Source organism: Pseudomonas sp. SO81, assembly GCF_030374125.1.
In the GTDB taxonomy this organism is placed as follows: Bacteria; Pseudomonadota; Gammaproteobacteria; order Pseudomonadales; family Pseudomonadaceae; genus Aquipseudomonas.
Genome location: NZ_CP126126.1, coordinates 563,803 through 588,163 on the forward strand (window position 1 = coordinate 563,803; position 24,361 = coordinate 588,163).

At 65.0% G+C, this 24,361-nt stretch carries 27 protein-coding genes; 3 read left to right on the plus strand and 24 right to left on the minus strand.

All coding sequences use genetic code 11. The features are described 5' to 3' along the window. The first annotated feature begins 14 nt into the window (after positions 1-14). Both fliK and OH686_RS02615 read left to right on the plus strand, forming a co-directional pair. A complete protein-coding gene (gene fliK, locus OH686_RS02610) occupies positions 15-1,565 on the plus strand; it encodes a flagellar hook-length control protein FliK (protein WP_289536043.1) in 1,551 nt (516 codons plus the stop codon). Then, positions 1,562-1,906, plus strand: a complete 345-nt coding sequence (locus OH686_RS02615) for an EscU/YscU/HrcU family type III secretion system export apparatus switch protein (RefSeq protein WP_289536044.1) — start codon at positions 1,562-1,564, stop codon at positions 1,904-1,906. Before fliK ends, OH686_RS02615 begins: the two co-directional genes overlap by 4 nt. On the opposite strand, the gene OH686_RS02620 is transcribed toward OH686_RS02615, so the two are convergent. The 15 genes from OH686_RS02620 to flhA form a co-directional block, all read right to left on the minus strand. Further along, positions 1,860-2,327, minus strand: coding sequence for a rhodanese-like domain-containing protein (locus tag OH686_RS02620; protein WP_289536045.1), 468 nt, complete (start codon positions 2,325-2,327; stop codon positions 1,860-1,862). The two genes, OH686_RS02615 and OH686_RS02620, sit on opposite strands and share 47 nt — an antisense overlap. Before the next feature lie 119 nt (positions 2,328-2,446). Continuing rightward, positions 2,447-2,851: a DUF2802 domain-containing protein gene (locus tag OH686_RS02625; protein ID WP_289536046.1), complete on the minus strand. Its 405-nt coding sequence runs from the start codon at positions 2,849-2,851 to the stop codon at positions 2,447-2,449. 3 nt (positions 2,852-2,854) lie between these two features. Further along, positions 2,855-3,334 carry a chemotaxis protein CheW gene (locus OH686_RS02630; RefSeq protein ID WP_137972867.1) on the minus strand — a complete coding sequence of 160 codons (480 nt, stop codon included), beginning with the start codon at positions 3,332-3,334 and terminating at the stop codon, positions 2,855-2,857. A 79-nt stretch (positions 3,335-3,413) separates the two neighbouring features. Continuing rightward, on the minus strand, positions 3,414-4,238 hold the full coding sequence (locus OH686_RS02635) for a CheW domain-containing protein (RefSeq protein WP_289536047.1): 825 nt from the start codon (positions 4,236-4,238) through the stop codon (positions 3,414-3,416). An 85-nt stretch (positions 4,239-4,323) separates the two neighbouring features. After that, entirely contained in the window at positions 4,324-5,112 is a 789-nt protein-coding gene (locus OH686_RS02640) for a ParA family protein (protein WP_289536048.1), read from the minus strand. 52 nt (positions 5,113-5,164) lie between these two features. Beyond that, entirely contained in the window at positions 5,165-6,049 is an 885-nt protein-coding gene (motD, locus tag OH686_RS02645) for a flagellar motor protein MotD (RefSeq protein WP_289536049.1), read from the minus strand. 18 nt (positions 6,050-6,067) lie between these two features. Further along, positions 6,068-6,808, minus strand: coding sequence for a flagellar motor protein (locus OH686_RS02650; RefSeq protein ID WP_289536050.1), 741 nt, complete (start codon positions 6,806-6,808; stop codon positions 6,068-6,070). After that, complete coding sequence (locus tag OH686_RS02655) at positions 6,808-7,926, minus strand: protein-glutamate methylesterase/protein-glutamine glutaminase (protein ID WP_289536051.1); 1,119 nt, start codon at positions 7,924-7,926, stop codon at positions 6,808-6,810. The genes OH686_RS02650 and OH686_RS02655 overlap by 1 nt, the downstream gene beginning before the upstream one ends. Before the next feature lie 39 nt (positions 7,927-7,965). Beyond that, positions 7,966-10,182, minus strand: coding sequence for a chemotaxis protein CheA (locus OH686_RS02660; RefSeq protein WP_289536052.1), 2,217 nt, complete (start codon positions 10,180-10,182; stop codon positions 7,966-7,968). 29 nt (positions 10,183-10,211) lie between these two features. After that, on the minus strand, positions 10,212-11,000 hold the full coding sequence (locus OH686_RS02665; RefSeq protein WP_289536053.1) for a protein phosphatase CheZ: 789 nt from the start codon (positions 10,998-11,000) through the stop codon (positions 10,212-10,214). Between the two features lie 19 nt (positions 11,001-11,019). Further along, a complete protein-coding gene (locus OH686_RS02670) occupies positions 11,020-11,394 on the minus strand; it encodes a chemotaxis response regulator CheY (protein WP_171016308.1) in 375 nt (124 codons plus the stop codon). A gap of 83 nt (positions 11,395-11,477) precedes the next feature. Then, positions 11,478-12,224, minus strand: coding sequence for an RNA polymerase sigma factor FliA (fliA, locus tag OH686_RS02675; RefSeq protein WP_137972859.1), 747 nt, complete (start codon positions 12,222-12,224; stop codon positions 11,478-11,480). Next, complete coding sequence (gene fleN / locus OH686_RS02680) at positions 12,221-13,054, minus strand: flagellar synthesis regulator FleN (protein ID WP_137972858.1); 834 nt, start codon at positions 13,052-13,054, stop codon at positions 12,221-12,223. The genes fliA and fleN overlap by 4 nt, the downstream gene beginning before the upstream one ends. 96 nt (positions 13,055-13,150) lie before the next feature. Further along, positions 13,151-14,476 (minus strand): flagellar biosynthesis GTPase FlhF, encoded by a 1,326-nt coding sequence (gene flhF / locus OH686_RS02685; RefSeq protein WP_289536054.1) that lies wholly within the window; start codon positions 14,474-14,476, stop codon positions 13,151-13,153. Between the two features lie 12 nt (positions 14,477-14,488). Continuing rightward, a complete protein-coding gene (flhA, locus tag OH686_RS02690) occupies positions 14,489-16,612 on the minus strand; it encodes a flagellar biosynthesis protein FlhA (protein WP_289538791.1) in 2,124 nt (707 codons plus the stop codon). Between the two features lie 172 nt (positions 16,613-16,784). Between flhA and sodC the strand changes: the two genes are divergently transcribed. Further along, on the plus strand, positions 16,785-17,306 hold the full coding sequence (gene sodC, locus OH686_RS02695; protein ID WP_289536055.1) for a superoxide dismutase [Cu-Zn] SodC: 522 nt from the start codon (positions 16,785-16,787) through the stop codon (positions 17,304-17,306). Positions 17,307-17,310: 4 nt separating this feature from the next. On the opposite strand, the gene flhB is transcribed toward sodC, so the two are convergent. From flhB to OH686_RS02740, 9 genes are all read right to left on the minus strand, one after another. Further along, a complete protein-coding gene (flhB, locus tag OH686_RS02700) occupies positions 17,311-18,447 on the minus strand; it encodes a flagellar biosynthesis protein FlhB (RefSeq protein WP_289536056.1) in 1,137 nt (378 codons plus the stop codon). Positions 18,448-18,459: 12 nt separating this feature from the next. Next, a complete protein-coding gene (gene fliR / locus OH686_RS02705; RefSeq protein WP_289536057.1) occupies positions 18,460-19,236 on the minus strand; it encodes a flagellar biosynthetic protein FliR in 777 nt (258 codons plus the stop codon). Continuing rightward, on the minus strand, positions 19,236-19,505 hold the full coding sequence (gene fliQ, locus OH686_RS02710; RefSeq protein WP_137972853.1) for a flagellar biosynthesis protein FliQ: 270 nt from the start codon (positions 19,503-19,505) through the stop codon (positions 19,236-19,238). Before fliQ ends, fliR begins: the two co-directional genes overlap by 1 nt. An 11-nt stretch (positions 19,506-19,516) precedes the next feature. Next, entirely contained in the window at positions 19,517-20,272 is a 756-nt protein-coding gene (gene fliP, locus OH686_RS02715; protein ID WP_137972852.1) for a flagellar type III secretion system pore protein FliP, read from the minus strand. After that, on the minus strand, positions 20,269-20,709 hold the full coding sequence (gene fliO, locus OH686_RS02720; protein ID WP_289536058.1) for a flagellar biosynthetic protein FliO: 441 nt from the start codon (positions 20,707-20,709) through the stop codon (positions 20,269-20,271). The genes fliP and fliO overlap by 4 nt, the downstream gene beginning before the upstream one ends. Before the next feature lie 4 nt (positions 20,710-20,713). Continuing rightward, positions 20,714-21,190: a flagellar motor switch protein FliN gene (gene fliN / locus OH686_RS02725; RefSeq protein WP_137972850.1), complete on the minus strand. Its 477-nt coding sequence runs from the start codon at positions 21,188-21,190 to the stop codon at positions 20,714-20,716. Between the two features lie 86 nt (positions 21,191-21,276). Further along, positions 21,277-22,248 carry a flagellar motor switch protein FliM gene (fliM, locus tag OH686_RS02730; RefSeq protein WP_289536059.1) on the minus strand — a complete coding sequence of 324 codons (972 nt, stop codon included), beginning with the start codon at positions 22,246-22,248 and terminating at the stop codon, positions 21,277-21,279. Positions 22,249-22,260: 12 nt separating this feature from the next. Further along, positions 22,261-22,797 carry a flagellar basal body-associated protein FliL gene (gene fliL, locus OH686_RS02735; protein ID WP_289536060.1) on the minus strand — a complete coding sequence of 179 codons (537 nt, stop codon included), beginning with the start codon at positions 22,795-22,797 and terminating at the stop codon, positions 22,261-22,263. Between the two features lie 209 nt (positions 22,798-23,006). Continuing rightward, positions 23,007-24,299 (minus strand): flagellar hook-length control protein FliK, encoded by a 1,293-nt coding sequence (locus OH686_RS02740; protein ID WP_289536061.1) that lies wholly within the window; start codon positions 24,297-24,299, stop codon positions 23,007-23,009. Between the last annotated feature and the right edge of the window lie 62 nt (positions 24,300-24,361).

A 24,361-nucleotide genomic window follows, 5' to 3' on the forward strand; every position in this document is an offset into this window, starting at 1 on the left:
GGTGTGACCCGGCCATGGCAGAAATCAGCAGTCCTCGCCCGCTTCCCGCGACGTCGCCGGTCGTCCGCCCCGCCACGCCCAGCGCCGCCGATCTGGCGGTGAAGCTGTTGCAACCCCTGGAAGGTATGCTGGCCGCCGGCGAAACCGCCAAGGCCGAGGTGCTGGCAGCCAAAGAGGTGGCGCAGAGCTTCCAGCTGCTGCTCAAGCTGACCCTGAACGGCGGCAAGCAGACCACGCTCGAGGCCAGCAGCCCACGTCCATTGGCCCAGGGCACCACGCTGGCCGTCACCGCGCTATCCGAGACTCGTCTGGCCGTGGCCCTGCAGGGCGGCGACACGCGCCTGCTGACCAGCCTGGACCTGGAACAGTTGCCGGTCGGCACCTTGCTGCAGGGCAAGGTCGAGTCCCGTGAGCAGATCGCCCAGCTCAAGACCCAGCAGGCGCTCTACCGGGTGGTGGTCAATCTGCTCAACACCTCGCTGTCCGGCAGCAAGCTGAGCGTGGAAACCCCACTGCCGCTGCCCATCGGCAGCCTGCTCACCGCCCAGGTGCAGGGCAGCCAGGCGCTCAACTTCCTGCCGCTGAGCGGGCGCCTGGACCAGTTGGTGCTGGGCCAGCAACTGGCCGCTCAGCAGAGCCGCCAGGGTTCGCTCGAAGGCCTGTTCAAGGGCCTGCAGGGCATGGCCCAGCAGGACGGCCTGCCGACCGAGCTGCGCACCAGCATCGACAAGCTGCTCGGCATGCTGCCGGACGGCAAGCAGCTGGGCAGCGCCGAAGGCCTGGCTAAGGCCATGGAGCAGAGCGGCGTGTTTCTCGAGGCCAAGTTGCTCAGCGGGCAGACCCAGAACCTGCCGCAGGACCTCAAGGCCAGCCTGCTGCGCCTGGTCGCCCAGTTGCTGCCGACGCTACCGGGCGGCGCGTCACTGCCTGCCGCCAGCGCCGGCGGTGCAATGGCTCAAGCCATGCCCGCCTTCGTGCGTAACGCCCTCGGCGCGCTCGGCCAGGTCGGCCTGCGCCAGCAGGCCATGAGCTTCCCCCTGCCCTCGCGCCTGTTGCAGTCGATGGACGAGGAAGCCGATCTCGAGGCCCTGCTCAAGCTGGCCGCTGCCGCCGTGTCGCGCCTGCAGACTCACCAGCTGTCGAGCCTGGCGCAGTCCCAGGTAACGCCCGAAGGCAACCTGCTGACCACCTGGCAGCTGGAGCTACCAATGCGCAACCAGCACGACGTGGTGCCGCTGCAGGTCAAGCTGCAGCGCGAGGAGCCGGGCAACACCGGCAACAAGAAGGAGCAGAAGGAAACGCTGTGGCGCATCGACCTGGCCTTCGATCTCGACCCGTTGGGCCCGCTGCAGGTGCAGGCGCAGCTGCTGCGCGGCAGCCTGTCTAGCCAGCTGTGGGCCGAGCGCGCGGATACCGCCCAGCTGATCGATCAGGAGCTGGACAATCTGCGCCAGCGCCTGCTCGGCGCCGGCCTGGAAGTCGGCGAGCTGAGCTGTCGCCAGGGCATGCCACCACAAGGCCCGAAGACCAATCTGGAACAGCGCTGGGTGGATGAAACCGCATGAAGCAGGATAAAGCCCCGCGCCAGGCCATCGCCCTCTCCTACGACGGCAGCAACGCGCCCAGCCTCACCGCCAAGGGCGACGACGAGCTGGCCGAGGCGATCCTGGCCATCGCCCGCGAGTACGAAGTACCGATCTACGAGAATGCCGAACTGGTGCGCCTGCTGGCGCGCCTGGAGCTGGGCGACGCGATTCCCGAGCCGCTGTACCGCACCATCGCCGAGATCATCGCCTTCGCCTGGTACCTCAAGGGCAAGCGTCCGGCCGGCTTCGTCGAGGATCCGGCGGAGCGCGATGTCACTCCGCAGTCTGACCGGCCGCTGTTGGCGGCTCCCCAGCGATAAAGGCGAACAGCTCACCCTCCTGCCCCCGGCCCTGGGGGAAATCCAGCAGCTGCCAGGCAAAGTAGCCGGAACGGAAGTAATAGACCTGCTGGAAGCCCCAGCCCACGGCCAGGCGCGCGGCCTCGGCACTCTCCGGGCAGACCTCGCTGTCGCAGTACAGGACGATGGGCATGCTGCGCGGCCAGTCCGGCCCGGACAGCTCGGCGAAGCGCTGGTCCAGCTGCAGATGCAGCGCCCCGTGCACATGCCCCCAGCCCCATTCGCGGGCCGGACGCACATCGATGAACAGCACGCCGAACTCGTAGAGCTGGCGTGCCTGCACGGCATTCACCGTGGTGGCGCCGCGAACCTCCAGCGGCGCCTCGCTGGCACCCACACTCGGCACGACCAGGCACAACAGCAACAACAATGCAGAACGCATGGCGGCCTCCTCGGGAAGTCAGCTCCATGTATTCAGCTTAGGCAGAGGGATGTCGCGCGCTTGGAACGGTTAGCGCCGCGAGATGGGAAAGTCAGAACCGAAGGATGTAAGGGAGAGGCTCAAGAACGCTGCTTTGGCGCCTTGTGCAAGCGACTGACCAGCTCGGCCTCGGCCTGGGTCAGGCCGCAGGAATGGGTCAGGTCATCGACGCTGGCGCCCATCCCCACCAGGCGGGCGGCCTGGGTGAAGGACAGGCTGGAAGGATCGCGTTGCTCCATCTGGTTCAGCTTGTCCGGCAGCGGCGCCACCACGCGGCGCAGCTCATGCAGCTCCTCGCCCATGCGGATGCTGCCGGTGAGGTAGGCATCCAGGCGGCGGGACAGTTCTTTCACGCGTTGATCGCGGACAGCGTCGCGCTCCTTCTGCAGCTCCGCCTGCTGGCGCAGCTTCAGCGACAGCTGATAGCAGAAGACGGCAAGCAGCACGCTGAACACGCCGAGCACGGCCACCGCGATCTCCAGCATGGGTCAGATGCTCTCCAGCTCGGACCACTCTTCCTCGCTCATCATCTTGTCCAGTTCGACCAGGATGAGCAGCTCGCCGTTCTTGTTGCACACGCCCTGGATGAACTTGGCCGACTCCTCGTTGCCCACGTTCGGCGCGGTCTCGACTTCCGATTGGCGCAGGTAGACGACCTCGGCGACGCTGTCGACCAGGATGCCGACCACCTGCTTGTCCGCCTCGATGATGACGATACGGGTGTTGTCGGTGACCGGCGCCGGCGACAGGCCGAAGCGCTGGCGGGTGTCGATCACGGTGACCACGTTGCCGCGCAGGTTGATGATGCCCAGTACGTAGGTCGGGGCACCTGGAACCGGAGCGATCTCGGTGTAGCGCAGCACTTCCTGCACCTGCATCACGTTGATGCCGTAGGTCTCGTTATCCAGGCGGAAGGTCACCCACTGCAGAATCGGATCTTCGGAACCTTGCGCTGACGATTTCTTCATGTCCCTAGCCTCGGTCAAGTTCGCGGGTGTGCCCGCTTGTCGTTAACTATAGAGCCCCGCACGGAACGGGGCGTTGCATTCAATTCGTGCGGATCGCTCCGTTGCGCGTGGCGCCGCTGGCGATCAGCTCGGCCAGGGCCGAGACATCCAGCAGCGCGCACATGTGCTCGATCACCGTACCGGCCAGCCAGGGGCGTTGCGAACGCTGGCTGCGCCATTTGATCTCGCTCGGGTCCAGGCGGATCGAGCGGCTGACCTGGTGTACCGCCAGGCCCCATTCATAGCCCTGTACGGAAATCACGTACTGCAGGCCGTCGCGGAAGTCTTCGCGGTAGCGCTCGGGCATCACCCAGCGCGCCGTGTCCAGCACCTTCAGATTGCAGTCCTGCCCCGGCAGCAGGCCGAGGAACCAGTCCGGCTGACCGAACAGCGGCGTCAGCTCGGTGCCCGCCAGCGGGTGAATGGTGCCCAGGCATACCAGCGGCACGGCCAGCGTCAGACCGGCTACGTCGAACAACAGGCATTCGAAGGGCTCTTCCGCCCAGCTCGGCCGCCCCTCCAGGCTCGGCGCGGCGGCCGGCGCTGGCGCCTGCGCCACCTGCACTTCAACTTCCGGCTCGGCCGGTGCCACAGACACCTCGATGACCGGCGGCACTTCCGGCATGCGCAGCTCGATGGTCGGCAGCACCTGCGGCTTGGCTTCCGCCAGGGCCAGCGACCTGGCCAGTACCGGCTTGGCCTCCACGCGACGAGCATCGCGCACCTGTTCCTCGAGCACGGCGGCCTCGAACTCGTCGAAACTCAGCTCCTGTTCCAGCTCGACAGCCGCGTCCTGCAGCAGCGCATCCAGGTAGGACTGCAGGGCCTGCTGTGGGCGAGTGGCGGTGGCGGCGGTACGGCTCATAGGGAGTTCCACGAAATAGGTCTTACAGACTATCGGCAGGGCTGGCCGATCACTTGAACCGGTCTGATCAGCATAGCCTGCTCCGTCAGGCTACCTGACTGGCCGGTTGCCCCGCCAGCAGGTGCTTGAGCAGCGCGCGATAGGCGATGACGCCACGGCTGTTGTTGTCGAACTGGGAGGGCGTCTGCCCTGCCCGGCTGGCGTCGCGCAGACGCGTATCCACCGGCACGTAGGCCTGCCACAGGTGCTCCGGATAGGAGTTGCGCAGCACCCGCAGGGTATTCAGCGAAGCCTGGGTGCGGCGGTCGAACAGGGTCGGCACGATGGTGTAGGGCAGCGGCTGCTTACGCGAGCGATTGATCATGGCCAGGGTGCTGACCATACGCTCCAGCCCTTTCACGGCGAGGAACTCGGTCTGCACCGGAATCACCAGCTGCTGGCTCGCGGCCAGCGCATTGACCATCAGCACGCCGAGCAGCGGCGGGCTGTCGATAATGGCGTGGTCGAACTTTTCCCACAGCTGCGCCAGGCTCTTGGCGACCACCAGGCCCAAGCCGTTCTGCCCCGGCGACTGGCGCTCCAGGGTGGCCAGCGCGGTGCTGGAAGGCAGCAGGGAAATGTTCTCGTGGCTGGTCGGCAGCAGCAGGCGCGCCGGCAGGCCGTCCGGCACCGTGCCCTGCTGCAGGAACAGATCGAAGCTGCTGTGCTCCAGGCTATCCGGATCATGGCCGAAATAGCTGGTCATCGAACCATGCGGGTCGAGATCGACCACCACCACGCGCTTGCCGGCATCGGCCAGCAGGCCCGCCAGAGCGATGGAGGTGGTGGTCTTGCCGACTCCACCTTTTTGATTGGCTATTGCCCAGACTTTCATCTTCTTCGTCCTCCCGGCCTGGCCGTCCCCCTGCCGAGAACTGGATGACGCCTCAGGGTGCGGGCGTCGGAATATTGGCGGAACCGCTCACCGGTGCCGCCTGTGGCTGTGCCGGTGCAGGTTGCGTGCCAGCCCGTCTCAGGGCGGCATCGGGCTTGGCATGGCCGCTGCCCACACCACTGACGCTGCGGCGCACATCCAGGTTGCGCGAGATCACCAGTACCACGCGACGATTGCGTGAACGCCCCTCGTCAGTGGCATTGTCGGCCACCGGCTGGAATTCGCCATAGCCGACCGCCGCCAGACGTCCGGGATTGACTCCGTCCATCGCCAGCATCCGCACTATGCTGGCCGCCCGCGCCGTGGAAAGTTCCCAGTTGCTGGGGTACTGGGCGGTGCTGATCGGCAGATTGTCGGTGAAGCCTTCGACGTGGATCGGGTTCTCGTAGGGCGCGAGGATCTTCGCCACCTTCTCGATCAGGGTGAAGGCCATTTCGTTGGGCACCGCATCGCCGCTGGGGAACAGCAGGCTGGAATTCAGCTCGATCTCCACCCATAACTCGTTGCCGCGCACGGTCAGCTGCTCGGAGGCGATCAGGTCGCCGAAGGCATCGCGCATACTGCTGGCGATCTTCTGCAGCGGATCGCTGGGGTCTTCGCTGGAGGTGCTGCTATTGGGATTGTCCTCGATCATCGAGCGATCGGGCTCGGTGGTCCGCGGCTTCTCCTCACCGATGGGAATCGGCTTGATCGCCCGCTCCGGCTCGCTGAATACGCCGACCAGGCTTTCCGAGAGCACCTTGTACTTGCCTTCGTTGATCGAGGAAATCGAGTACATCACCACGAAGAAGGCGAACAGCAGGGTGATGAAGTCCGCGTAGGACACCAGCCAGCGCTCGTGATTCTCGTGTTCCTCGTGGTGGCGCCGCCGGGCCATGTCGGTCCCCTACCCCCGTCAGTCCATGAAGCCTTGCAGCTTCAACTCGATGGAGCGCGGATTCTCGCCCTCAGCGATGGAGAGGATGCCCTCCAGGAGCATTTCGCGGTAACGCGACTGACGCGCCGCAATCGACTTGAGCTTGTTGCCAATCGGCAACAGCAACAGGTTGGCGAAGGCCACGCCGTAGATGGTGGCGACGAACGCCACGGCGATGCCGGCGCCCAGCTTGCTCGGGTCGGCCAGGTTGCCCATGACATGAATCAGGCCCATCACCGCACCGATGATGCCGATGGTCGGCGCATAGCCGCCCATGCTCTCGAACACCTTGGCCGCCTGGATATCGCGTCCTTCCTGGGTGTACAGATCGACCTCGAGGATGCTGCGGATGGCTTCCGGCTCGGCGCCATCCACCAGCAACTGCAGGCCCTTGCGGGCATAGGGATCGGGCTCCGCATCGGCGACCGGTTCGAGGCCGAGCAGCCCTTCCTTGCGCGCCACCATGCTCCAGCCGACCACACTGGCAATGCCGCCGGCCAGGTCGACGCGCGGCGGGAAGACGATCCAGCGCAGGATGATCAGGGAACGCTTGAACACGCTCATCGGTGCCTGCAGAAACGCCGCGCCAAGGGTGCCGCCGATCACGATCAGCGCAGCCGGGCCGTTGAGCAGCGCCCCGGCATGGCCGCCTTCCAGGTAGTTGCCGCCCAGGATGGCGACGAACGCCAGGATGATCCCGATAAGGCTCAGTACATCCATCAGATACAGGCCTCGGCCAGGTGCCGGCCGATATCGTCCAGCCCGTACACGGCGTCGGCCAGATTGGCCTTCACCACCGCCATGGGCATGCCATAGATCACGCAGCTGGCTTCGTCCTGGGCCCACACCTGGCTGCCGCCCTGCTTGAGCAGGCGCGCGCCTTCGCGGCCATCGGCGCCCATGCCGGTGAGCACCACGGCCAGCACCTTGTCGCTGAACGACTTGGCGGCGGAGCCGAAGGTGATGTCGACGCAGGGCTTGTAGTTCAGGCGCTCGTCACCCGGGAGAATACGCACCGAGCCGCGCGGGTCGACCATCATCTGCTTGCCGCCGGGAGCCAGCAGGGCGAGGCCAGGGCGCAGCAGATCGCCGTCCTCGGCTTCCTTGACGGTAATCCGGCACAGCTTGTCCAGACGCTCGGCAAAAGCCTTGGTGAAGGCCGCCGGCATGTGCTGGATCAACACGATGGGCGCCGGAAAGTTGGCCGGCAGCTGGGTCAGCACCCGCTGCAGGGCGACCGGGCCGCCGGTGGACGTGCCGATGGCGACCAGCTTGTAGGATTTACGCTTTGGGGCGCCACTGGGCGCCGCCGGTGCGGGAGCTGTGCTAGGCCGGCTGGCGGCCGGAGCAGGCGCGGCAGTCGCCGGGCGCGCCGAGGCGCTGGACGTGCTGCTGGCAGGAGCAGCGCTGGGCGTCGCGCTGAAGGTGCTGTAGCGGCGGTTGCTGCGAGCGATGGTATGCACCTTCTCGCACAACATGGCCTTGACCTTCTCGGGGTTGCGCGAGATGTCCTCGAAGTTCTTCGGCAGGTAGTCGACCGCACCGGCATCCAGCGCATCGAGGGTAACGCGGGCGCCCTCGTGGGTCAGCGAGGAGAACATCAGTACCGGCGTCGGACAGCGCTGCATGATGTTCCGCACGGCCGTGATGCCGTCCATCATCGGCATCTCGTAGTCCATGGTGATCACGTCCGGCTTCAGTGCCAGGGCCTGATCGATGGCCTCGCGGCCGTTGGTGGCGGTACCGACCACCTGGATATCGGGGTCGGCGGAGAGAATCTCCGAGACCCGGCGGCGGAAGAAGCCGGAATCATCCACCACCAGGACCTTGACTGCCATAAACACTCCAGAGCGACTGGCCGGGCCAGCCGTGATCAATCAGATGCGACGTGCGTAGCGCTTGAGCATGCTCGGCACGTCGAGGATCAGGGCGATGCGCCCGTCGCCGGTAATGGTAGCGCCAGACATGCCGGGCGTGCCCTGCAGCATCTTGCCGAGCGGCTTGATCACCACCTCTTCCTGGCCCACCAGCTGATCGACCACGAAGCCGATGCGCTGGCTGCCCACGGTAAGGATCACCACATGCCCCTCACGCTGCTCCTCGCTGGATGCGCCATTGACTAGCCAGCGCTTGAGGTAGAACAGCGGCAGCGCCTTGTCGCGCACTATCACCACTTCCTGACCGTCCACCACGTTGGTGCGCGACAGGTCGAGGTGGAAGATCTCATTGACGTTGACCAGCGGGAAGGCGAAGGCCTGGTTGGCCAACATCACCATCAGGGTCGGCATGATCGCCAGGGTCAGCGGCACCTTGATGATGATCTTCGAGCCCTGGCCCTTGGCCGAGTGCACGTTGATGATGCCGTTGAGCTGGGAGATCTTGGTCTTCACCACGTCCATGCCCACGCCACGGCCGGACACGTCGGAAATCTCGGTCTTGGTCGAGAAGCCCGGGGCGAAGATCAGGTTGTAGCACTCGGTCTCGCTCAGGCGGTCGGCTGCGTCCTTGTCCAGCAGGCCCTTCTCCACCGCCTTGGCGCGGAGAATTTCCGGGTCCATGCCTTTGCCGTCGTCGGAGATCGACAACAGGATGTGGTCACCTTCCTGTTCGGCGGAGAGTACCACTCGCCCACCGCGCGCCTTGCCTGCGGCTTCGCGCTCCTCCGGCCCCTCGATGCCGTGGTCGACGGCGTTGCGCACCAAGTGGACCAGCGGGTCGGCCAGGGCCTCGACCAAGTTCTTGTCGAGGTCGGTCTCTTCGCCGATCAGCTCCAGGTTGATCTCTTTCTTCAGGTTGCGCGCCAGATCGCGGACCAGGCGCGGGAAGCGCCCGAATACCTTCTTGATCGGCTGCATGCGGGTCTTCATCACCGAGGTCTGCAGATCGGCGGTGACCACGTCGAGGTTGGACACGGCCTTGGCCATGGCCTCGTCGCCGCTGTTCAGACCCAGGCGCACCAGGCGGTTACGCACCAGCACCAGTTCGCCGACCATGTTCATGATCTCGTCCAGGCGCGCGGTATCGACCCGCACCGTGGTTTCCGCCTCGCTGGCGGCACCGGCTGGCGCACCACCTGCGGCAGCTGCTGCTGGCGCCGGCGCCGCAGCGGCGGCCTTGACCGGCTCGGGCTTGGCCGTCGGTTTGGCGGCAGGCTTGGCCGGTTCGGCCTTCTTCGGCTCAGCCTTCTTGGCGGCCGGGGCAGCGGCGGCAGGCTTGGCAGCGGGCGCGGCGCCCTCGTCGGGGCCGGTGAACTTGCCCTTGCCATGCAACTGATCGAGCAGTGCTTCGAATTCGTCGTCAGTGATCTCGTCGCCCCCTGCAGCTGCGGGGGCGGCGGCTACCGGCTTGGGCGTAGGCGTCGGCTCTTCGGCGGAGAACTTGCCCTTGCCGTGCAACTGGTCGAGCAGCGCTTCGAATTCGTCGTCGGTGATCTCGTCACCGCCGGCTGCCGGCGCGGGAGCGGCAGGCTTAACCGAAACGGCAGGAACCTCATCCGCAGCGAATTTGCCCTTGCCATGCAACTGGTCGAGCAGCGCTTCGAATTCGTCGTCGGTGATTTCGTCGCCGCCGGCCGCCGGCGCAGGCGCTTCCGCCGGCTGATCGCCGATGGCATCCAAGAGCTGTTCAAACTCGCTGTCGGAGATGTCTTCAGCGGCGGCCGCTTCCGGCTCCGGTTCGGCCACGGCGGCCAGTTCGTCGGCGCTCTCCGGCTCGGCCAGGCGCGACAGCGCGGCCAGCAGCTCGGGAGTCGCGGGAGTCACCTCAGTACGCTCGCGCACCTGGCTGAACATCTCGTTGACCGAGTCCAGCGCCTGCAGCACCACATCCATCAGTTCGGCGGTAACGCGACGCTCACCCTTGCGCAGGATGTCGAACACGTTCTCCGCAATGTGGCAGCACTCCACCAGCTCGTTCAGCTGGAGGAAGCCCGCGCCACCCTTGACGGTGTGGAAACCACGGAAAATCGCATTGAGCAGGTCCATGTCATCGGGTCGGCTTTCCAGCTCGACCAGTTGTTCGGACAGCAACTCAAGAATTTCGCCGGCCTCTACCAGGAAGTCCTGGAGGATTTCTTCATCGGCGTCGAAGCTCATCGGTGCGCTCCAAAGGCTCTGTTAGAGCCTTAAAATCCAAGGCTGGACAGCAGATCGTCGACGTCGTCCTGACTGGACGCCACGTCCTCACGCTTATCGGCATGAATCTGCGGACCTTCACCCTTGGAAGGCTCTTTTTGTTGTTCTTGCTCGGCGCGGAGCACGGCATGGTCGTGTTCGATGCCGGCGAAACGGTCGACATGGCTGGCCATCAGCACCAGCTTGAGCAGATTGCTTTCCACTTCGGTGACCAGTTGGGTCACCCGCTTGATCACTTGCCCGGTGAGGTCCTGGAAGTCCTGCGCCAGCAGGATGTCGTTCAGGTGGCCGGACAGTTTCTGGCTGTCGCGCTCGCTGCGGGCGAGGTACAGCTCGATGCGTTTGGCCAGGTCACGGAAGGCGTCGGCGCCCATCTCGCGGCGCATGAACTTGCCCCACTCGGCCGACAGGCTCTGCGCCTCGTCGCCCAGGTCGTTGACCAGCGGCGCGCTCTGCTCGACCAGATCCATGGTGCGGTTGGCCGCCTTCTCGGTCATTTTGACCACGTAGGACAGACGCTCGGTGGCATCGGAGATCTGCGAGATTTCCTGGGCGCCCGGCATGTGCGGGTCGATCTGGAAATTGACTATCGCGTTGTGCAGCTCGCGGGTGAGCTTGCCGACTTCCTGGTACAGGCCGTGATCGCGCGCCTTGCTCAACTCGTGGATCAGCTGTACCGCTTCGCCGAAGCGACCCTTCTCAAGGCTGTCGACGAGTTGGGTAGCATGTGTCTTCAGGGTCGATTCGAGTTCGCCCAGGGTTGAATCATCGTGTGCCATAGCGCCCTCGCGGCGGACATCAGCCGTTAACCCGTTCGAAGATCTTCTCGATCTTCTCCTTAAGCACCTGGGCGGTGAACGGCTTGACCACATAGCCGTTCACACCGGCCTGGGCGGCCTCGATGATCTGCTCGCGCTTGGCTTCCGCAGTCACCATCAGTACCGGCAGGGTCTTCAGGCGGTCGTCGGCGCGCACCGCGCGCAACAGGTCGATGCCGGTCATGCCGGGCATGTTCCAGTCAGTCACCAGGAAGTCGAAGCTGCCGCTCTGCAGCATGGGCAGAGCGGTGTTGCCGTCGTCGGCCTCCGCGGTGTTGGTGAACCCCAGATCACGCAGGAGGTTCTTGATGATCCGTCGCATCGTCGAAAAATCGTCAACGATGAGGATTTTCATGTTCTTGTCCAAGTCGACCTCCGTACAGTCCTAAACGCCTCCGGCAGCCCGGTAGCGTCGCAAATCATGAAACCGGCTCGCCGTCAGCTGGCCCGCCACTCGCCCAGCCTGGACCGCAAACGCGCGGCGCACTGGCTGTGCAACTGGCTGACCCGGGATTCGCTGACCCCCAGGACTTCGCCGATTTCCTTCAAATTCAATTCTTCGTCGTAGTACAGCGACAGCACCAGGCGCTCGCGCTCCGGCAGGTTGGCGATGGCATCGGCCAGGGCCGCCTGGAAGCGTTCATCTTCCAGACCATGCAAGGGCCCTCCGTGACTGCTGCTGACATCCTCGTGCAGACCGCCGCTCTCGCCGTCCTGAACCAGGTCGTCGAAGCTGAACAGGCGACTGCCCAGAGTGTCGCCAAGGATGCCGTAGTAATCCTCGAGACTCAATTGGAGTTCGGCCGCAACCTCTTGATCTTTAGCGTCTCTTCCGGTGCGCGCCTCGATTGCACGAATCGCGTCGCTGACCATGCGGGTATTGCGGTGTACCGAACGCGGCGCCCAGTCGCCCTTGCGCACCTCGTCCAGCATGGCGCCGCGGATGCGGATGCCGGCGTAGGTTTCGAAGCTGGCGCCCTTGCTGCCGTCGTATTTTTTCGAAGCTTCCAGTAGACCGATCATGCCCGCCTGGATCAGGTCGTCGACCTGCACACTGGCCGGCAAGCGTGCCAGCAGGTGATAGGCGATGCGCTTGACCAGGGGCGCGTAGCGCTCGATCAATTGGTGCTGGGAATCCTGCGCCTGCGCCTTGTTGTACATGCGTAGTCCACTGGCTGCTGTCATACGGCCGTACCCGCGATCGGTTGCTGCACCAGACGCTCGACGAAGAACTCCAGATGGCCGCGCGGGTTGGCCGGCAGCGGCCAGGTGTCGACTTTCTGGGCGATCGCCTTGAACGCCAGTGCGCATTTCGAGCGCGGGAAGGCTTCGTATACCGCGCGCTGCTTCTGCACGGCCTTGCGTACGGACTCGTCATAGGGCACTGCCCCGACGTATTGCAAAGCCACATCGAGAAAACGGTCGGTTACCTTGGTCAGCTTAGCAAACAGATTGCGCCCTTCCTGCGGCGTATGGGCCATGTTGGCCAGCACGCGGAAGCGGCTCATGCCGTAGTCGCGATTGAGCAGCTTGATCAGCGCATAGGCGTCGGTGATCGAAGTCGGCTCGTCGCAGACCACCACGATGACTTCCTGCGCCGCGCGCACGAAGCTGACCACGCCGTCGCCGATGCCGGCGGCGGTGTCGATGACTAGGACATCGAGGTTGTCGCTGATGTCGCTGAAGGCCTGGATCAGGCCGGCATGCTGCACCGGCGACAACTGCACCATGCTCTGCGTGCCCGAGGCGGCCGGCACGATGCGCACGCCGCCGGGACCCTGGATCAGCACATCTTTGAGATCGCACTCGCCGGCGATCACGTCGGCCAGGGTGCGCTTGGCGGTCAGGCCGAGCAGGACGTCGACGTTGGCCAGGCCCAGGTCGGCGTCCATCAGCATGACCCGGCGACCGAGGTCGGCCAGCGCCAGCGACAGATTCACCGACACATTGGTCTTGCCGACACCGCCCTTGCCGCCTGTGACTGCGATCACCTGTACGGGATGCATACTACCCATGTTCTTCTCTTACCTTGACTTGCCTGGACTGGGCTGGTCGGGCAACCACACCGACCCTTTCCTAACACTAGAACGCCTTGCACGCTGCCGCCTGCCTTATCCCACGCGGCGCGCCGGGTGGTGGTACAGGCCGGCGAACATATCCGCCATGGCCTCCTCGCTTGGATCTTCGGCGGTCTGCAGGCTCACGGCGCGACTCACCAGCTGATGGCTGCGCGGCACCTGCAGATCGTCCGGAATCTTCGGCCCATCTGCCAGATAGGCTACCGGTAGATGCTGGCTGATAGCCAGCCCCAGAACTTCACCCAGGTTGGCGGCTTCATCGACCTTGCTCAGGATGCACCCGGCCAGGCCGCACTGCTTGTAGCTGTGATAGGCGGCCTTGAGCACCTGAGCCTGGCTGGTAGCGGCCAGCACCAGATAGTTTTTCGATTTGACCCCACGCGCGGCCAGACTCTCCAACTGCAGACGCAGAGCCGGATCATTGCCTGGCAGGCCGGCGGTATCGATCAGCACCACTTTCTTGCGCGCCAGCGGGGCCAGGGCCTGAACCAGGGACTGGCCCGGGTCGACCTGGGTCACCGGTACGTTGAGGATGCGACCGAGGGTCTTGATCTGCTCCTGGGCGCCGATGCGGAAGCTGTCCATGCTGACCAGGGCGATGCTCTGCGGGCCGTATTTCAGCACGTAGCGCGCCGCCATCTTGGCCAGGGTGGTGGTCTTGCCCATGCCGGCCGGGCCGACCAGGGCGATCACACCGCCCTCTTCCAGCGGCTCCACTTCGGGCGTCTTGATCGCATGAGCCAGGTGGGCCAGCAGCATGCGCCAGGCCTGACGCGGCTCGGCGACTTTGGCCACGCGCTCCAGCAGGGCCTTGGACAGCTCGGCGGACAGGCCCATGCGCTGCAGGCGGCGCCACAGGTTGGCCTGTTGCGGCTTGCGATTCTGCAGCTGGCCCCAGGCGATGGAGCCCAGCTGTACTTCGATCAGCTCGCGCAGGCCGTGCAGCTCGAAGCGCATGGCATCCAGGGCGCGCTGATCCACCGCAGCGGCAGCCGGCTTGATTGCGGGCTGTGCGGCGGCCACCGGGCGCTGAGCCTTGACGGCGGTGGCCGGCAGCTCCGGGGCGACCAGCGATTCGTTGGCGAACAGCTGGCGGTCCTTGCGCTCGTCGGCCACGGCGCGAATGGTCAGCTCGGCCTGGGCATTGGCGATCTTCGCCTGAGTCTTGCGCAGCTCGGCTTCCAGCGCCGGGTTGGCCTGACGTGCCGGAGCGGTCGGCTGGTAGTCCAGGGCAGCGGTCAGCTCCACGCCACCGGCCACACGGCGATTGCCGATGATGGAGGCATCGGCGCCCAGCTCATCACGCACCAGTTTCATGGCGGTACGCATATCGGCGGCGAAGAAGCGTTTGACTTGCATGGCTTAGAACCCTCAGTTCTGGCCGACCGTAGCAACGATCGTGACCTGCTTGTTATCCGGTATTTCTTGGTAGGCCAGTACGTGCATGGCCGGTACGGCGAGCCGCGCGAATCGCGAGAGCATCGCCCGGACCGGACCGGCTACCAGCAGGATCACCGGTTTGCCGAGCATTTCCTGGCGCTGCGCCGCTTCCACCAGGGAGCGTTGCAGCTTCTCGGCCATGCCGGGCTCGAGGAGGATGCCATCCTCGGAGCCCTGACCGGCCTTCTGCAGGCTATTGAGCAATAACTGTTCCAACCTGGGTTCTAGAGTGATCACAGGCAGCTCCGGCTCTAGTCCCACAATGCTTTGCACGATTGCGCGGGAAAGCGCGACGCGAACCGCGGCCACCATCGCGGCGGGATCTTGACTCTTGCCGGCCACGTTGGAGATGGCCTCGGCGATGCTGCGGATGTCGCGCACCGGCACCTGCTCCTGCAGCAGGGTCTGCAGTACTTTGAGCAGGGTCGACAGCGAGACCATGCCCGGCACCAGCTCCTCGGCCAGCTTCGGCGAGCTCTTGGCCAGCAGCTGCATCAATTGCTGGACCTCTTCGTGGCCGAGCAGTTCATGGGCATGCTTGTGCAGCACCTGGTTGAGGTGGGTGGCGACCACGGTGCTGGCGTCCACCACCGTGTAGCCGAGCGACTGCGCCTGGTCGCGCTGGGTCGGGTCGATCCACACCGCTTCCAGGCCGAACGCCGGATCCTTGGCGGCGATACCGTTGAGGGTGCCGAACACCTGGCCGGGGTTGATCGCCAGCTCGCGCTCCGGATACACCTCGGCCTCGGCCACGCTGACGCCCATCAGGGTCAAACGGTAGGCGTTGGGCAACAAGTCAAGATTGTCGCGGATATGCACGGATGGCATCAGGAAGCCCATTTCCTGGGACAGCTTCTTGCGCACGCCCTTGATCCGCGCCAGCAGCTGGCCACCCTGGTTGCGGTCGACCAGCGGAATCAGGCGGTAACCCACTTCCAGGCCGACCATGTCCACCGGGGTCACGTCGTCCCAGCCCAGCTCCTTGACCTCCTGGGCCTTCTGCGCCGGCAGCAGCTCCTGCTGGCGCTGGACTTCCTTGACCGCGTCCTCCTTGGTCTTGCGCTGCTTGTGCGCGATCCAGTAGGCCGCACCGGCGGCCACCAGGCCGAGGCTGATGAAGGAAAAGTGCGGCATGCCCGGTACCAGGCCCATGGCGATCATGATCGCCGACGACACGGCCAAAGCCTTGGGCGAGGCGAACATCTGCCGGCTGACCTGGGCGCCCATGTCTTCCGAGGTCGAAACGCGGGTCACCATGATCGCGGCGGCGGTGGACAGCAGCAGAGACGGGATCTGCGCCACCAGGCCGTCACCGATGGTCAGCAGGGTGTAGATGCGCCCGGCCTCGGCAAAAGCCAGGTCGTGCTGCAGCACACCGATGGCCATGCCACCGATCAGGTTGATGAAGAGGATCAGCAGGCCGGCGACGGCATCGCCACGAACGAACTTCGAGGCACCGTCCATCGAACCGTAGAAGTCGGCCTCCTGGGCCACCTCGACGCGGCGCTTCTTGGCCTCGGCCTGGTCGATCAGGCCGGCGTTGAGGTCGGCGTCGATGGCCATCTGCTTGCCGGGCATGGCATCGAGGGTGAAACGTGCGCTCACCTCGGAGATGCGCCCGGCGCCCTTGGTGACCACCACGAAGTTGATGATCATCAAGATGGCGAACACCACGGCACCGACCACGTAGTTGCCGCCAATTACCACCTCGCCGAAGGCCTGGATCACCTTGCCCGCGGCATCGTGGCCCTCCTGGCCGTGCAACAGCACCACCCGCGTGGAGGCGACGTTCAGCGCCAGGCGCAACAGGGTCGCGGCCAGCAGCACCGTGGGGAATACGGCGAAGTCCAGCGGCCGCAGGGAGTAGATGGCCACCAGCAGAACCACGATGGACAGGGCGATGCTGAAGGTGAACAGCACGTCGAGCAGGAACGGCGGAATCGGCAGCATGACCATGGCGAGCATGACCAGCAGCAGCAGCGGAATGCCCAGATTGCCGTGGCGCAACCCCGCCAGGTTGCTGCGTACATCACCGATGAGTTGCGCCCGATCCACTGCCACTTGATTACCCCAGCCAGTTCAATCTTTTGACGCGAAGAAGCGCCGTGGCGAGGTTAGAGCAAGAAGTCGGCCAGTTTCCTCAAGGCCTTGAAACGCAACGTATTCGAGGGAAACCCGGGGCGTAGGTCATGGGTCACATGCAGTTCAGACATCCGAGGAAGAACCCATGAAAAAGTGCCTTATCGCCGCCCTGCTCGGCTTAACCAGCGTGGCCCAGGCCGCACCGCTGACGGTCCAGCTCAATGCCGTGGACGCCAATGGCGTCGGCCAGCCGCTCGGCACCGTCAAGGTCGAACAGAGTCTCTACGGCCTGGTGTTCAGCCCTGCCCTTTCGGGCCTTGAGCCTGGCCTGCACGGCTTCCACCTGCATGCCAAACCGGACTGCAAACCCGCCGAGAAGGACGGCCAGGCCTCCGCCGCCGAGGCGGCGGGCGGCCACTGGGACCCGGACGGCAGCGCGCGTCACGGCAGCCCCTGGGAGGACGACGCCCACCGCGGCGACCTGCCGCCGCTGTATGTGGACGCCAGCGGCAAGGCCGGGCAGCCGGTACTGGCGCCACGTCTGAAGAGCCTGGACGAGCTCAAGGGCCATGCCCTGATGATCCACGCCGGAGGCGACAACCATGCCGACCATCCCAAGCCACTGGGTGGTGGCGGCGCACGGGTGGCCTGTGGCGTGATCGAGTGACACGTCACTCGTCGCGACGTAGGTCCGGCGGGATGGGCAGATTCGACAGCGGCGCCGGACGCTTGCCCTTGCCGGAGCGGAACTGCTTGAGCTGGTAGACGTAGGCCAGTACCTGAGCCACCGCCAGGTACAGGCCCGCGGGGATCTCCTGGTCCACTTCGGTGGAGTAGAACACCGCCCGCGCCAGGGCCGGCGATTCGAGCAGGGTAACCTTGTGCTCCTGGGCAATCTCGCGAATCTTCAGCGCCAGGAAGTCGCCACCCTTGGCCAGCAGCATCGGCGCATTGCCCTTGGCCGGGTCGTACTTCAGCGCCACGGCGAAGTGGGTCGGGTTGGTGATCACCACGTCGGCCTCGGGCACCTGCTGCATCATCCGCCGCTCGGCCATCTGCCGCTGCAACTGGCGGATCTTCGACTTGACCTCGGGCTTGCCCTCGCTGTCCTTGTATTCGTCGCGGACCTCCTGCTTGGTCATCATCAGCTTCTGCTTGGTGTCCCAGAGCTGGAACGGCACGTCCACGGCGGCAATCAGGATCAGCCCGCAGGCCATCCACAGCAGACTCCAGCCGGTCACCTGCATGGCATGCAGGATCGCCGACTCGACCGACTCGTTGGCGATGGCCAGCAGGTCGTCCTGGTCCGACTTGAGCACCGCCAGGGCCACCATCAGGATGATCACGAACTTGGCCAGGGCCTTGAGCAGCTCCACCAGGGCCTTGGTGGAGAACATGCGCTTGAGCCCTTCCAGTGGGTTCATCCGGCTGAACTTGGGCTGCAGCGCCTCGGCGGAGAACAGCCAGCCGCCCAGGGCAACGGGGCCGACGATGGAAGCGATGAGCATGACCACGAAGAACGGCTGCAGGGCCAGCAGCGCCTCCATACCAGTGGCCAGCAGATAGCGAGCCATGGAACCGTCATCCAGCAGTACCTCGCGCGGCAGGGAGAAGTTGCCGCGCATCATGTCCAGCATCGACTGGCCCATGTCGGCGCCATAGATCAACAGCGCTGCGGCGCCGCCGAAAGTCACCGCCAGGGTACTGAGCTCCTTGGAGCGGGCTATCTGGCCTTTCTTGCGCGCCTCTTCCAGGCGCTTACTGGTGGGTTCCTCGCTCTTGTCCGCGCCGCTTTCGCTCTCAGCCATCGCAGAGCCTCCTCAGCGCACGCGCGCGACTTCGCGCAGTTGTTGCAGGGCCTCGCTGGTAAACACCTGGAAATGCGCGAGGAAGTCGGAGATACCCAGCCAGAAGATGAACAGGCCGAGTACCAGGGTGAGCGGGAAGCCGATGGAGAAGATGTTCAGCTGCGGCGCGGCGCGGGTCATAACGCCGAAGGCCAGGTTGATGATCAGCAGCGCGGTGACCACCGGCAGCGCCATCAGCAGGCCGGCCGCAATCACCCAGGTCAACTTGCCGGCCATCGTCCAGTAGTGATCCAGCAGCAAGCCTTCGCCCACTGGCAGGGTGACGAAGCTTTCCCCCAGCACCTCGAACACCACCAGGTGGCCGTTCATGGCCAGGAACAGCAGGGTCACCAGCATCAGCAGAAACTGCCCCAGCACCGGCACCGACACGCCGTTGGCCGGATCGACCATGGAGGCGAAGCCCAGGCCCATCTGCATGGCAATGATCTGCCCGGCCACGGTGAACAGGTGGAAATACAACTGCAGGACGAACCCGAACATCACCCCGACCAGCACCTGCTCGCCGATCAGCAGCATGGACTGCAGGCTCACGGCGTCCACCTGCGGCATCGGCGGCAGGTTCGGCGCCAGCACCAGGCAGATCGCCAGAGACAGGTACAGGCGCACCCGCATCGGCACCAACTGGGTGCCGATCACCGGCATGACCATCAGCATGGAGGCGATGCGGAACAGCGGCAGGAGGTACTGGCCCACCCAGCCGCCGATCTGCATGTTGGTCAGCTCGAGCATCAGCCGATCAACAGCGGGATGTTCTGTATCAGCGTCTGGGTGTACTCCATTAGCTCGCGCACCAGCCAGGGGCCGGCCCACATCAGCGTCAGCAGCATCACCAGCAGGCGCGGAACGAAGCTCAGGGTCTGTTCGTTGATCTGGGTGGCGGCCTGGAACATGGCCACCAGCAGGCCCACCAGCAGGCTCGGCAGCACCAGCAGGCCGACGATCAGGGCGGTCAGCCAGAGCGACTCGCGAAACAGGTCGACGGCGACTTCGGGGGTCATCTGCGCGTCCTCTATAACGTGCCGAAACTGCCGGCCAGGGTGCCCATGATCAGCGCCCAGCCATCGATCAGAACGAACAGCATGATCTTAAACGGCAGTGAAATGATCAGCGGCGACAGCATCATCATACCCATGGCCATGAGGATGCTCGCCACCACCATGTCGATGATCAGGAACGGGATGAAGATCATGAAACCGATCTGGAACGCGGTCTTCAGCTCGGAGGTGACGAAGGCCGGGATCAGGATGGTCAGCGGCGCCTGCTCCGGCGAGGCGATGTCGGTGCGCTTGGACAGACGCACGAACAGCTCCAGGTCCGAGGCACGGGTCTGCGCCAGCATGAACTCCTTGATCGGCACCTCGGCCTTGGCGATGGCCTGCTGGGCCGGCAGCTGCTCGTTGAGATAGGGCTGCAAGGCGTCCTGGTTAATCTTGTCGAACACCGGCGCCATGATGAACATGGTCAGGAACAGGGCCAGGCCGATGAGGATCTGGTTCGACGGTGTCTGCTGCAGGCCCAGGGCCTGACGCAGGATGGAAAACACGATGATGATCCGGGTGAAGCTGGTCATCAGCATGACGAATGCCGGGATGAAGCTCAGCGCCGTCATGATCAGCAGGATCTGCAGGCTGACCGAATACTCCTGCTGCCCTTCGGCGTTGGTGCTCAGGGTGATGGCGGGAATCGACAGCGGATCGTCGGCACCGAACGCCAGAGGCGCGGCGATGACCAGCAACAGCGTCAGCAGAATGCGCCAGGCGCTCATTCCTTGTGGTCCTTCTGGTCCTTGCCGAGCAGCTCCATCAGGCGCTGGGCGAATTCGGGCGTGGCGGGCTCGGCAGCTTCGAGGCTTACCGGCTCCTTGAGCACGTGCAGCGGCGTGATGCGTCCGGCAGTGAGACCGAGCAGCACCTGCTCACCGCCCACCTGTACCAGCAGCAGGCGGTCGCGCGGGCCCAGGGCCTGGCTGGCCACCAACTTGATCGCCTGATTGCCACGCGGGCCGATCTGCTGCACCCGGCGCATCACCCAGGCCAGGGCGAAGATCAGGCCGATCACCAGCAACAGGCCGAGCAGCAGCTGCGCCAGCTGGCTGCCGATGTCGCTGCTGGCCATCGGTGTGGTCACCGCCTTGGCGACCGGTTCGGCGGCCAGCGCCGTCAAGGGCGCCAGCAGGAAGAGGCTGCAGAGTGCGCGCATCATCGCCTCAGCGCAGCTTCTTGATGCGTTCGCTGGGGCTGATCACATCGGTCAGGCGAATGCCGAACTTCTCGTTGACCACCACTACTTCGCCGTGGGCAATCAGGGTGCCGTTGACCAGCACGTCCAGCGGCTCGCCGGCCAGACGGTCCAGCTCCACCACCGAGCCCTGATTGAGCTGCAGCAGGTTGCGGATGGAAATCTCGGTGCTGCCCACTTCCATGGAGATGGACACCGGGATATCGAGGATCACGTCCAGGTTCGGCCCGTCCAGCGACACCGGCCCGTTGCCCGGCTTGGGCGCGGCACCGAACTCTTCCATCGCCATGCGCGGCGCGGCCGGAGCCGCGGCGCCAGCACCCTGGTTCATCAGCGCGTCGATGTCGGCCTGGCCGGCGTCATCACCGGCTTCGGCGAGGGCTGCGGCCCACTCGTCGGCCAGGGCCTGCTCTTCTGGGCTGGTGCCTTCGTTTTCGTCTGCCATCGCTCTACCTCGGCTGGCTGTTTATCTGAGGGTCAGTCGAGCCGACAGCGCGACTGACCGGAATATGGACCCTGGGCCCCTACGCGTCAGCGCAGGCGCTCCACGGGCTCGAGAATCTGCAAAGCAAGGTTGCCCTTGTGGGCACCCAGCTTGACCTTAAAGGCAGGCACGCCATTGGCGCGCATGATCATCTGTTCCGGCAGCTCCACCGGAATCACGTCTCCGGGCTGCATGTGCAAGATGTCGCGCAGCTTGAGTTCGCGGCGCGCCAGGGTGGCTCCGAGCGGCACGCTGACGTCGAGGATGTCCTCGCGCAGGGCCTTGATCCAGCGCTCGTCCTGATCGTCGACATCGGACTGGAAACCGGCGTCGAGCATCTCGCGGATCGGCTCGATCATCGAATAGGGCATGGTGATGTGCAGATCGCCGCCACCGCCGTCCAGCTCGATATGGAAGGTGGAGACCACCACCACTTCACTGGGACTGACGATATTGGCCAGGGCCGGGTTCACTTCCGAGTTCATGTACTCGAAGTTGACGTCCATCACCGCGTGCCAGGCTTCCTTGAGATCGACGAAGGCCTGATCGATGACCATGCGCACCACGCGCAGCTCGGTCGGAGTGAATTCGCGGCCCTCGATCTTGGCGTGGCGGCCGTCGCCGCCGAAGAAGTTGTCCACCAGCTTGAACACCAGCTTGGCGTCGAGGATGAACAAGGCGGTGCCGCGCAGCGGCTTCATCTTCACCAGGTTGAGGCTGGTCGGCACGTACAGCGAGTGCACGTATTCACCGAACTTCATCACCTGCACCCCGCCCACCGCCACATCGGCGGAGCGGCGCAGCAGGTTGAACATGCTGATGCGGGTGTAGCGGGCGAAGCGCTCGTTGATCATCTCCAGGGTCGGCATGCGTCCGCGGACGATGCGATCCTGGCTGGTCAGGTCGTAATTCTTGACACTGCCGGGGTCGGCATCGGCCTCGGTCTCGACCAGGCCATCGTCGACGCCATGCAGCAGCGCGTCGATCTCATCCTGTGACAGCAGGTCTTGTACGGCCATGCGGGGCTCCTGCTACTGCAGCACGATGTTGGTGAACAGTACCTGTTCGACCACGGTTTTACCGGTTTCTTTCTGCGCCACTTCCTGCACCACGGCGGTCGCCTGGTTGCGCAACATTTCCTTGCCGACCGGCGTCATCAGCGCGCCGAAGTCCTGGCCGGAGAACAGCATCACCAGGCGGTTGCGGATCAGCGGCATGTGGACTTTGAGGGCGTCCAGCTCGGCCTGGTTGCGCGCCATCAGCGCGACGCTGACCTGCATGTAGCGCGCCCGGCCCTGATGCTTGTAGTTGGCGATGAAGGCCGGAGCGATGCTCTCGTACAGCGCCGGCTGCTTGACCGGGGCCGCGCTTTCGCTGGTTTCCTCGGCCGGCTTGTCTTCTTCTGCGCCCTTGTCCTTGCCGAGCAGGAACCAGGTCGCGCCCACGGACACCCCAACCGCCAGCAGCAATGCCACCACGATCAGGATGATGAGTTTGAGCTTGCCCTTGCCGCCGGCCTTTTCGCCGCCTTCGGCTGCCGGGGGTTTGGGAGCTGGTTTCTTTGCCATGCCAAAAATCCGTCACTATTCAGTGTTTTGTCCCTGGTCAAGGGCTTAGGAGCAAGTGTTATGCCATCTTGTAAACAAGATAGCCGCTATCGCCCCGCCCGACACAGGCAGCCGATATACCAAGGCAACGACCGCCTGTCACCCGAAAACGACTGCGCCCGGTGCTTTATCGGCACCGGGCGCAGGATATTGCGGGGCTTGGCGAAGCGTCAGGCGTAGTAGTCCACCAGGCCACGCGGCGCGGCAGAAGACTGGCCGCGCAGTTCGCTGACACCGGTCAGCACCTCTTCATCGCCGCCGCCCATGCCACGACCGCCGGAATGCCTACGCCCTTCCTCTCCGCCGCCTTGGGAACTACGGGCCATGGACTGGTCGGAGACATTGACGTCCAGCTGGTTCATGCCCTGCTGGGCGAACAATTCGCGCAGACGATGGACCTGGCCTTCCAGCTGATCACGCACGCTGGCGTTGGCGCTGATGAAGGTGACCTGGGCAGCCTGGTCCTTGTTCAACTCGATGCGCACTTCCATGCGTCCCAGCTCGGCGGGGTCGAGCTGGATCTCGGCAGACTTGAGGTTCTGGCTGGACAACCACATCACCTTGTCGACCACCGCCTCGCTCATTCCGGGATGGTTCACCTGCACCGGCTGACCGGGCACCAGCGGCAGGCGCTGCACGTTGTTCTGCTGGTTGATGGCCTGGCTCAAGGCGCTGAGCTTGCTGGCGAAGGCCTCGGCACGCGCCTCGGCCTGGCCTTCGCGAACGCTGGACAGGGAGCTGTCCAGCCCTTCGCCGAGCAGCTCGCCCTCCAGCCCCTCCGTCGATGTCTCCTCGCTGGGCACGGCCTCGCCGGAGAAGGCGGCCAGGGCATTGGCGAAGCCCTGGCTGGCATTGGCCGACTTCTCGGCGGCTACCGCTCCCGGGCTCAGCTGTTGCTGTGCGGCAGCCTTCTCCTGCGCGCCCACCTCAAGCGCCAGCTTCACCGCCGGCAGGCTGTTGAGCATGTCCAGCTCGGGATCGTGACTGGCCTCGGTCATGGTCGCCGGCGCGGCGCTAGCCACGGTCGGCGTGGTTGCCTGCAACAGAGTATCGCCATCCTCGACCGGAACCTCGCCTTCGGCAGCCAGCGGATCGACCGTCTCAGCCGCCGGCAGCTGACCGGTCATGGCCATCAGCAGCAACGGATCGACGCCCTCCTCGCTGCCCTCGGCCGACTCCTCCGGCAAGGCATTGCCGCTTTCGGCAACGACCGGCTGTTCGGCGGCAGGCTCCGCCGTCGCCTCGTCTGCCGGCTTGGCCTCGGCAGAGCGCTCCTCGGCGGCCTTGGCATTGGCCTCCTTGCGCTCTGCGGCCTTGCTCTGACGCTCCTTGGCGTAGACCTCGGCGAAGCTGGAGGCCTCGTTGTTGCGGGGCTCAGGCGCAGTGGCCGGGGCCTTGGCCGCAGGTGTCTTCGGCCGCACTTCGGGCGCGGACTGAAGGAGAAAGTCGGGTGCAACGGACATGGGTACTCTCCGTTAGTGAGGGATCGTACCGGGGATAGAGCAAGGGCCGGGCCAACTTTGCC

Bases quoted from the DNA above. Each gene is read 5' to 3' on its own strand.
- fleN (WP_137972858.1), bottom strand. From the start codon at position 13,054: ATGGGTAGTATGCATCCCGTACAGGTGATCGCAGTCACAGGCGGCAAG.
- OH686_RS02660 (WP_289536052.1), bottom strand. From the start codon at position 10,182: ATGAGCTTCGACGCCGATGAAGAAATCCTCCAGGACTTCCTGGTAGAG.
- OH686_RS02665 (WP_289536053.1), bottom strand. From the start codon at position 11,000: ATGGCACACGATGATTCAACCCTGGGCGAACTCGAATCGACCCTGAAG.
- OH686_RS02630 (WP_137972867.1), bottom strand. From the start codon at position 3,334: ATGAAGAAATCGTCAGCGCAAGGTTCCGAAGATCCGATTCTGCAGTGG.
- sodC (WP_289536055.1), top strand. From the start codon at position 16,785: ATGAAAAAGTGCCTTATCGCCGCCCTGCTCGGCTTAACCAGCGTGGCC.
- OH686_RS02655 (WP_289536051.1), bottom strand. From the start codon at position 7,926: ATGGCAGTCAAGGTCCTGGTGGTGGATGATTCCGGCTTCTTCCGCCGC.
- OH686_RS02615 (WP_289536044.1), top strand. From the start codon at position 1,562: ATGAAGCAGGATAAAGCCCCGCGCCAGGCCATCGCCCTCTCCTACGAC.
- OH686_RS02740 (WP_289536061.1), bottom strand. From the start codon at position 24,299: ATGTCCGTTGCACCCGACTTTCTCCTTCAGTCCGCGCCCGAAGTGCGG.
- OH686_RS02640 (WP_289536048.1), bottom strand. From the start codon at position 5,112: ATGAAAGTCTGGGCAATAGCCAATCAAAAAGGTGGAGTCGGCAAGACC.
- fliM (WP_289536059.1), bottom strand. From the start codon at position 22,248: ATGGCCGTACAAGACCTGCTGTCACAGGATGAGATCGACGCGCTGCTG.
- fliP (WP_137972852.1), bottom strand. From the start codon at position 20,272: ATGAGCGCCTGGCGCATTCTGCTGACGCTGTTGCTGGTCATCGCCGCG.
- fliL (WP_289536060.1), bottom strand. From the start codon at position 22,797: ATGGCAAAGAAACCAGCTCCCAAACCCCCGGCAGCCGAAGGCGGCGAA.
- fliA (WP_137972859.1), bottom strand. From the start codon at position 12,224: ATGACAGCAGCCAGTGGACTACGCATGTACAACAAGGCGCAGGCGCAG.
- fliR (WP_289536057.1), bottom strand. From the start codon at position 19,236: ATGCTCGAGCTGACCAACATGCAGATCGGCGGCTGGGTGGGCCAGTAC.
- OH686_RS02670 (WP_171016308.1), bottom strand. From the start codon at position 11,394: ATGAAAATCCTCATCGTTGACGATTTTTCGACGATGCGACGGATCATC.
- motD (WP_289536049.1), bottom strand. From the start codon at position 6,049: ATGGCCCGGCGGCGCCACCACGAGGAACACGAGAATCACGAGCGCTGG.
- fliQ (WP_137972853.1), bottom strand. From the start codon at position 19,505: ATGACCCCCGAAGTCGCCGTCGACCTGTTTCGCGAGTCGCTCTGGCTG.
- OH686_RS02620 (WP_289536045.1), bottom strand. From the start codon at position 2,327: ATGCGTTCTGCATTGTTGTTGCTGTTGTGCCTGGTCGTGCCGAGTGTG.
- fliN (WP_137972850.1), bottom strand. From the start codon at position 21,190: ATGGCAGACGAAAACGAAGGCACCAGCCCAGAAGAGCAGGCCCTGGCC.
- flhB (WP_289536056.1), bottom strand. From the start codon at position 18,447: ATGGCTGAGAGCGAAAGCGGCGCGGACAAGAGCGAGGAACCCACCAGT.
- fliK (WP_289536043.1), top strand. From the start codon at position 15: ATGGCAGAAATCAGCAGTCCTCGCCCGCTTCCCGCGACGTCGCCGGTC.
- OH686_RS02650 (WP_289536050.1), bottom strand. From the start codon at position 6,808: ATGGATGTACTGAGCCTTATCGGGATCATCCTGGCGTTCGTCGCCATC.
- OH686_RS02625 (WP_289536046.1), bottom strand. From the start codon at position 2,851: ATGCTGGAGATCGCGGTGGCCGTGCTCGGCGTGTTCAGCGTGCTGCTT.
- OH686_RS02635 (WP_289536047.1), bottom strand. From the start codon at position 4,238: ATGAGCCGTACCGCCGCCACCGCCACTCGCCCACAGCAGGCCCTGCAG.
- flhF (WP_289536054.1), bottom strand. From the start codon at position 14,476: ATGCAAGTCAAACGCTTCTTCGCCGCCGATATGCGTACCGCCATGAAA.
- fliO (WP_289536058.1), bottom strand. From the start codon at position 20,709: ATGATGCGCGCACTCTGCAGCCTCTTCCTGCTGGCGCCCTTGACGGCG.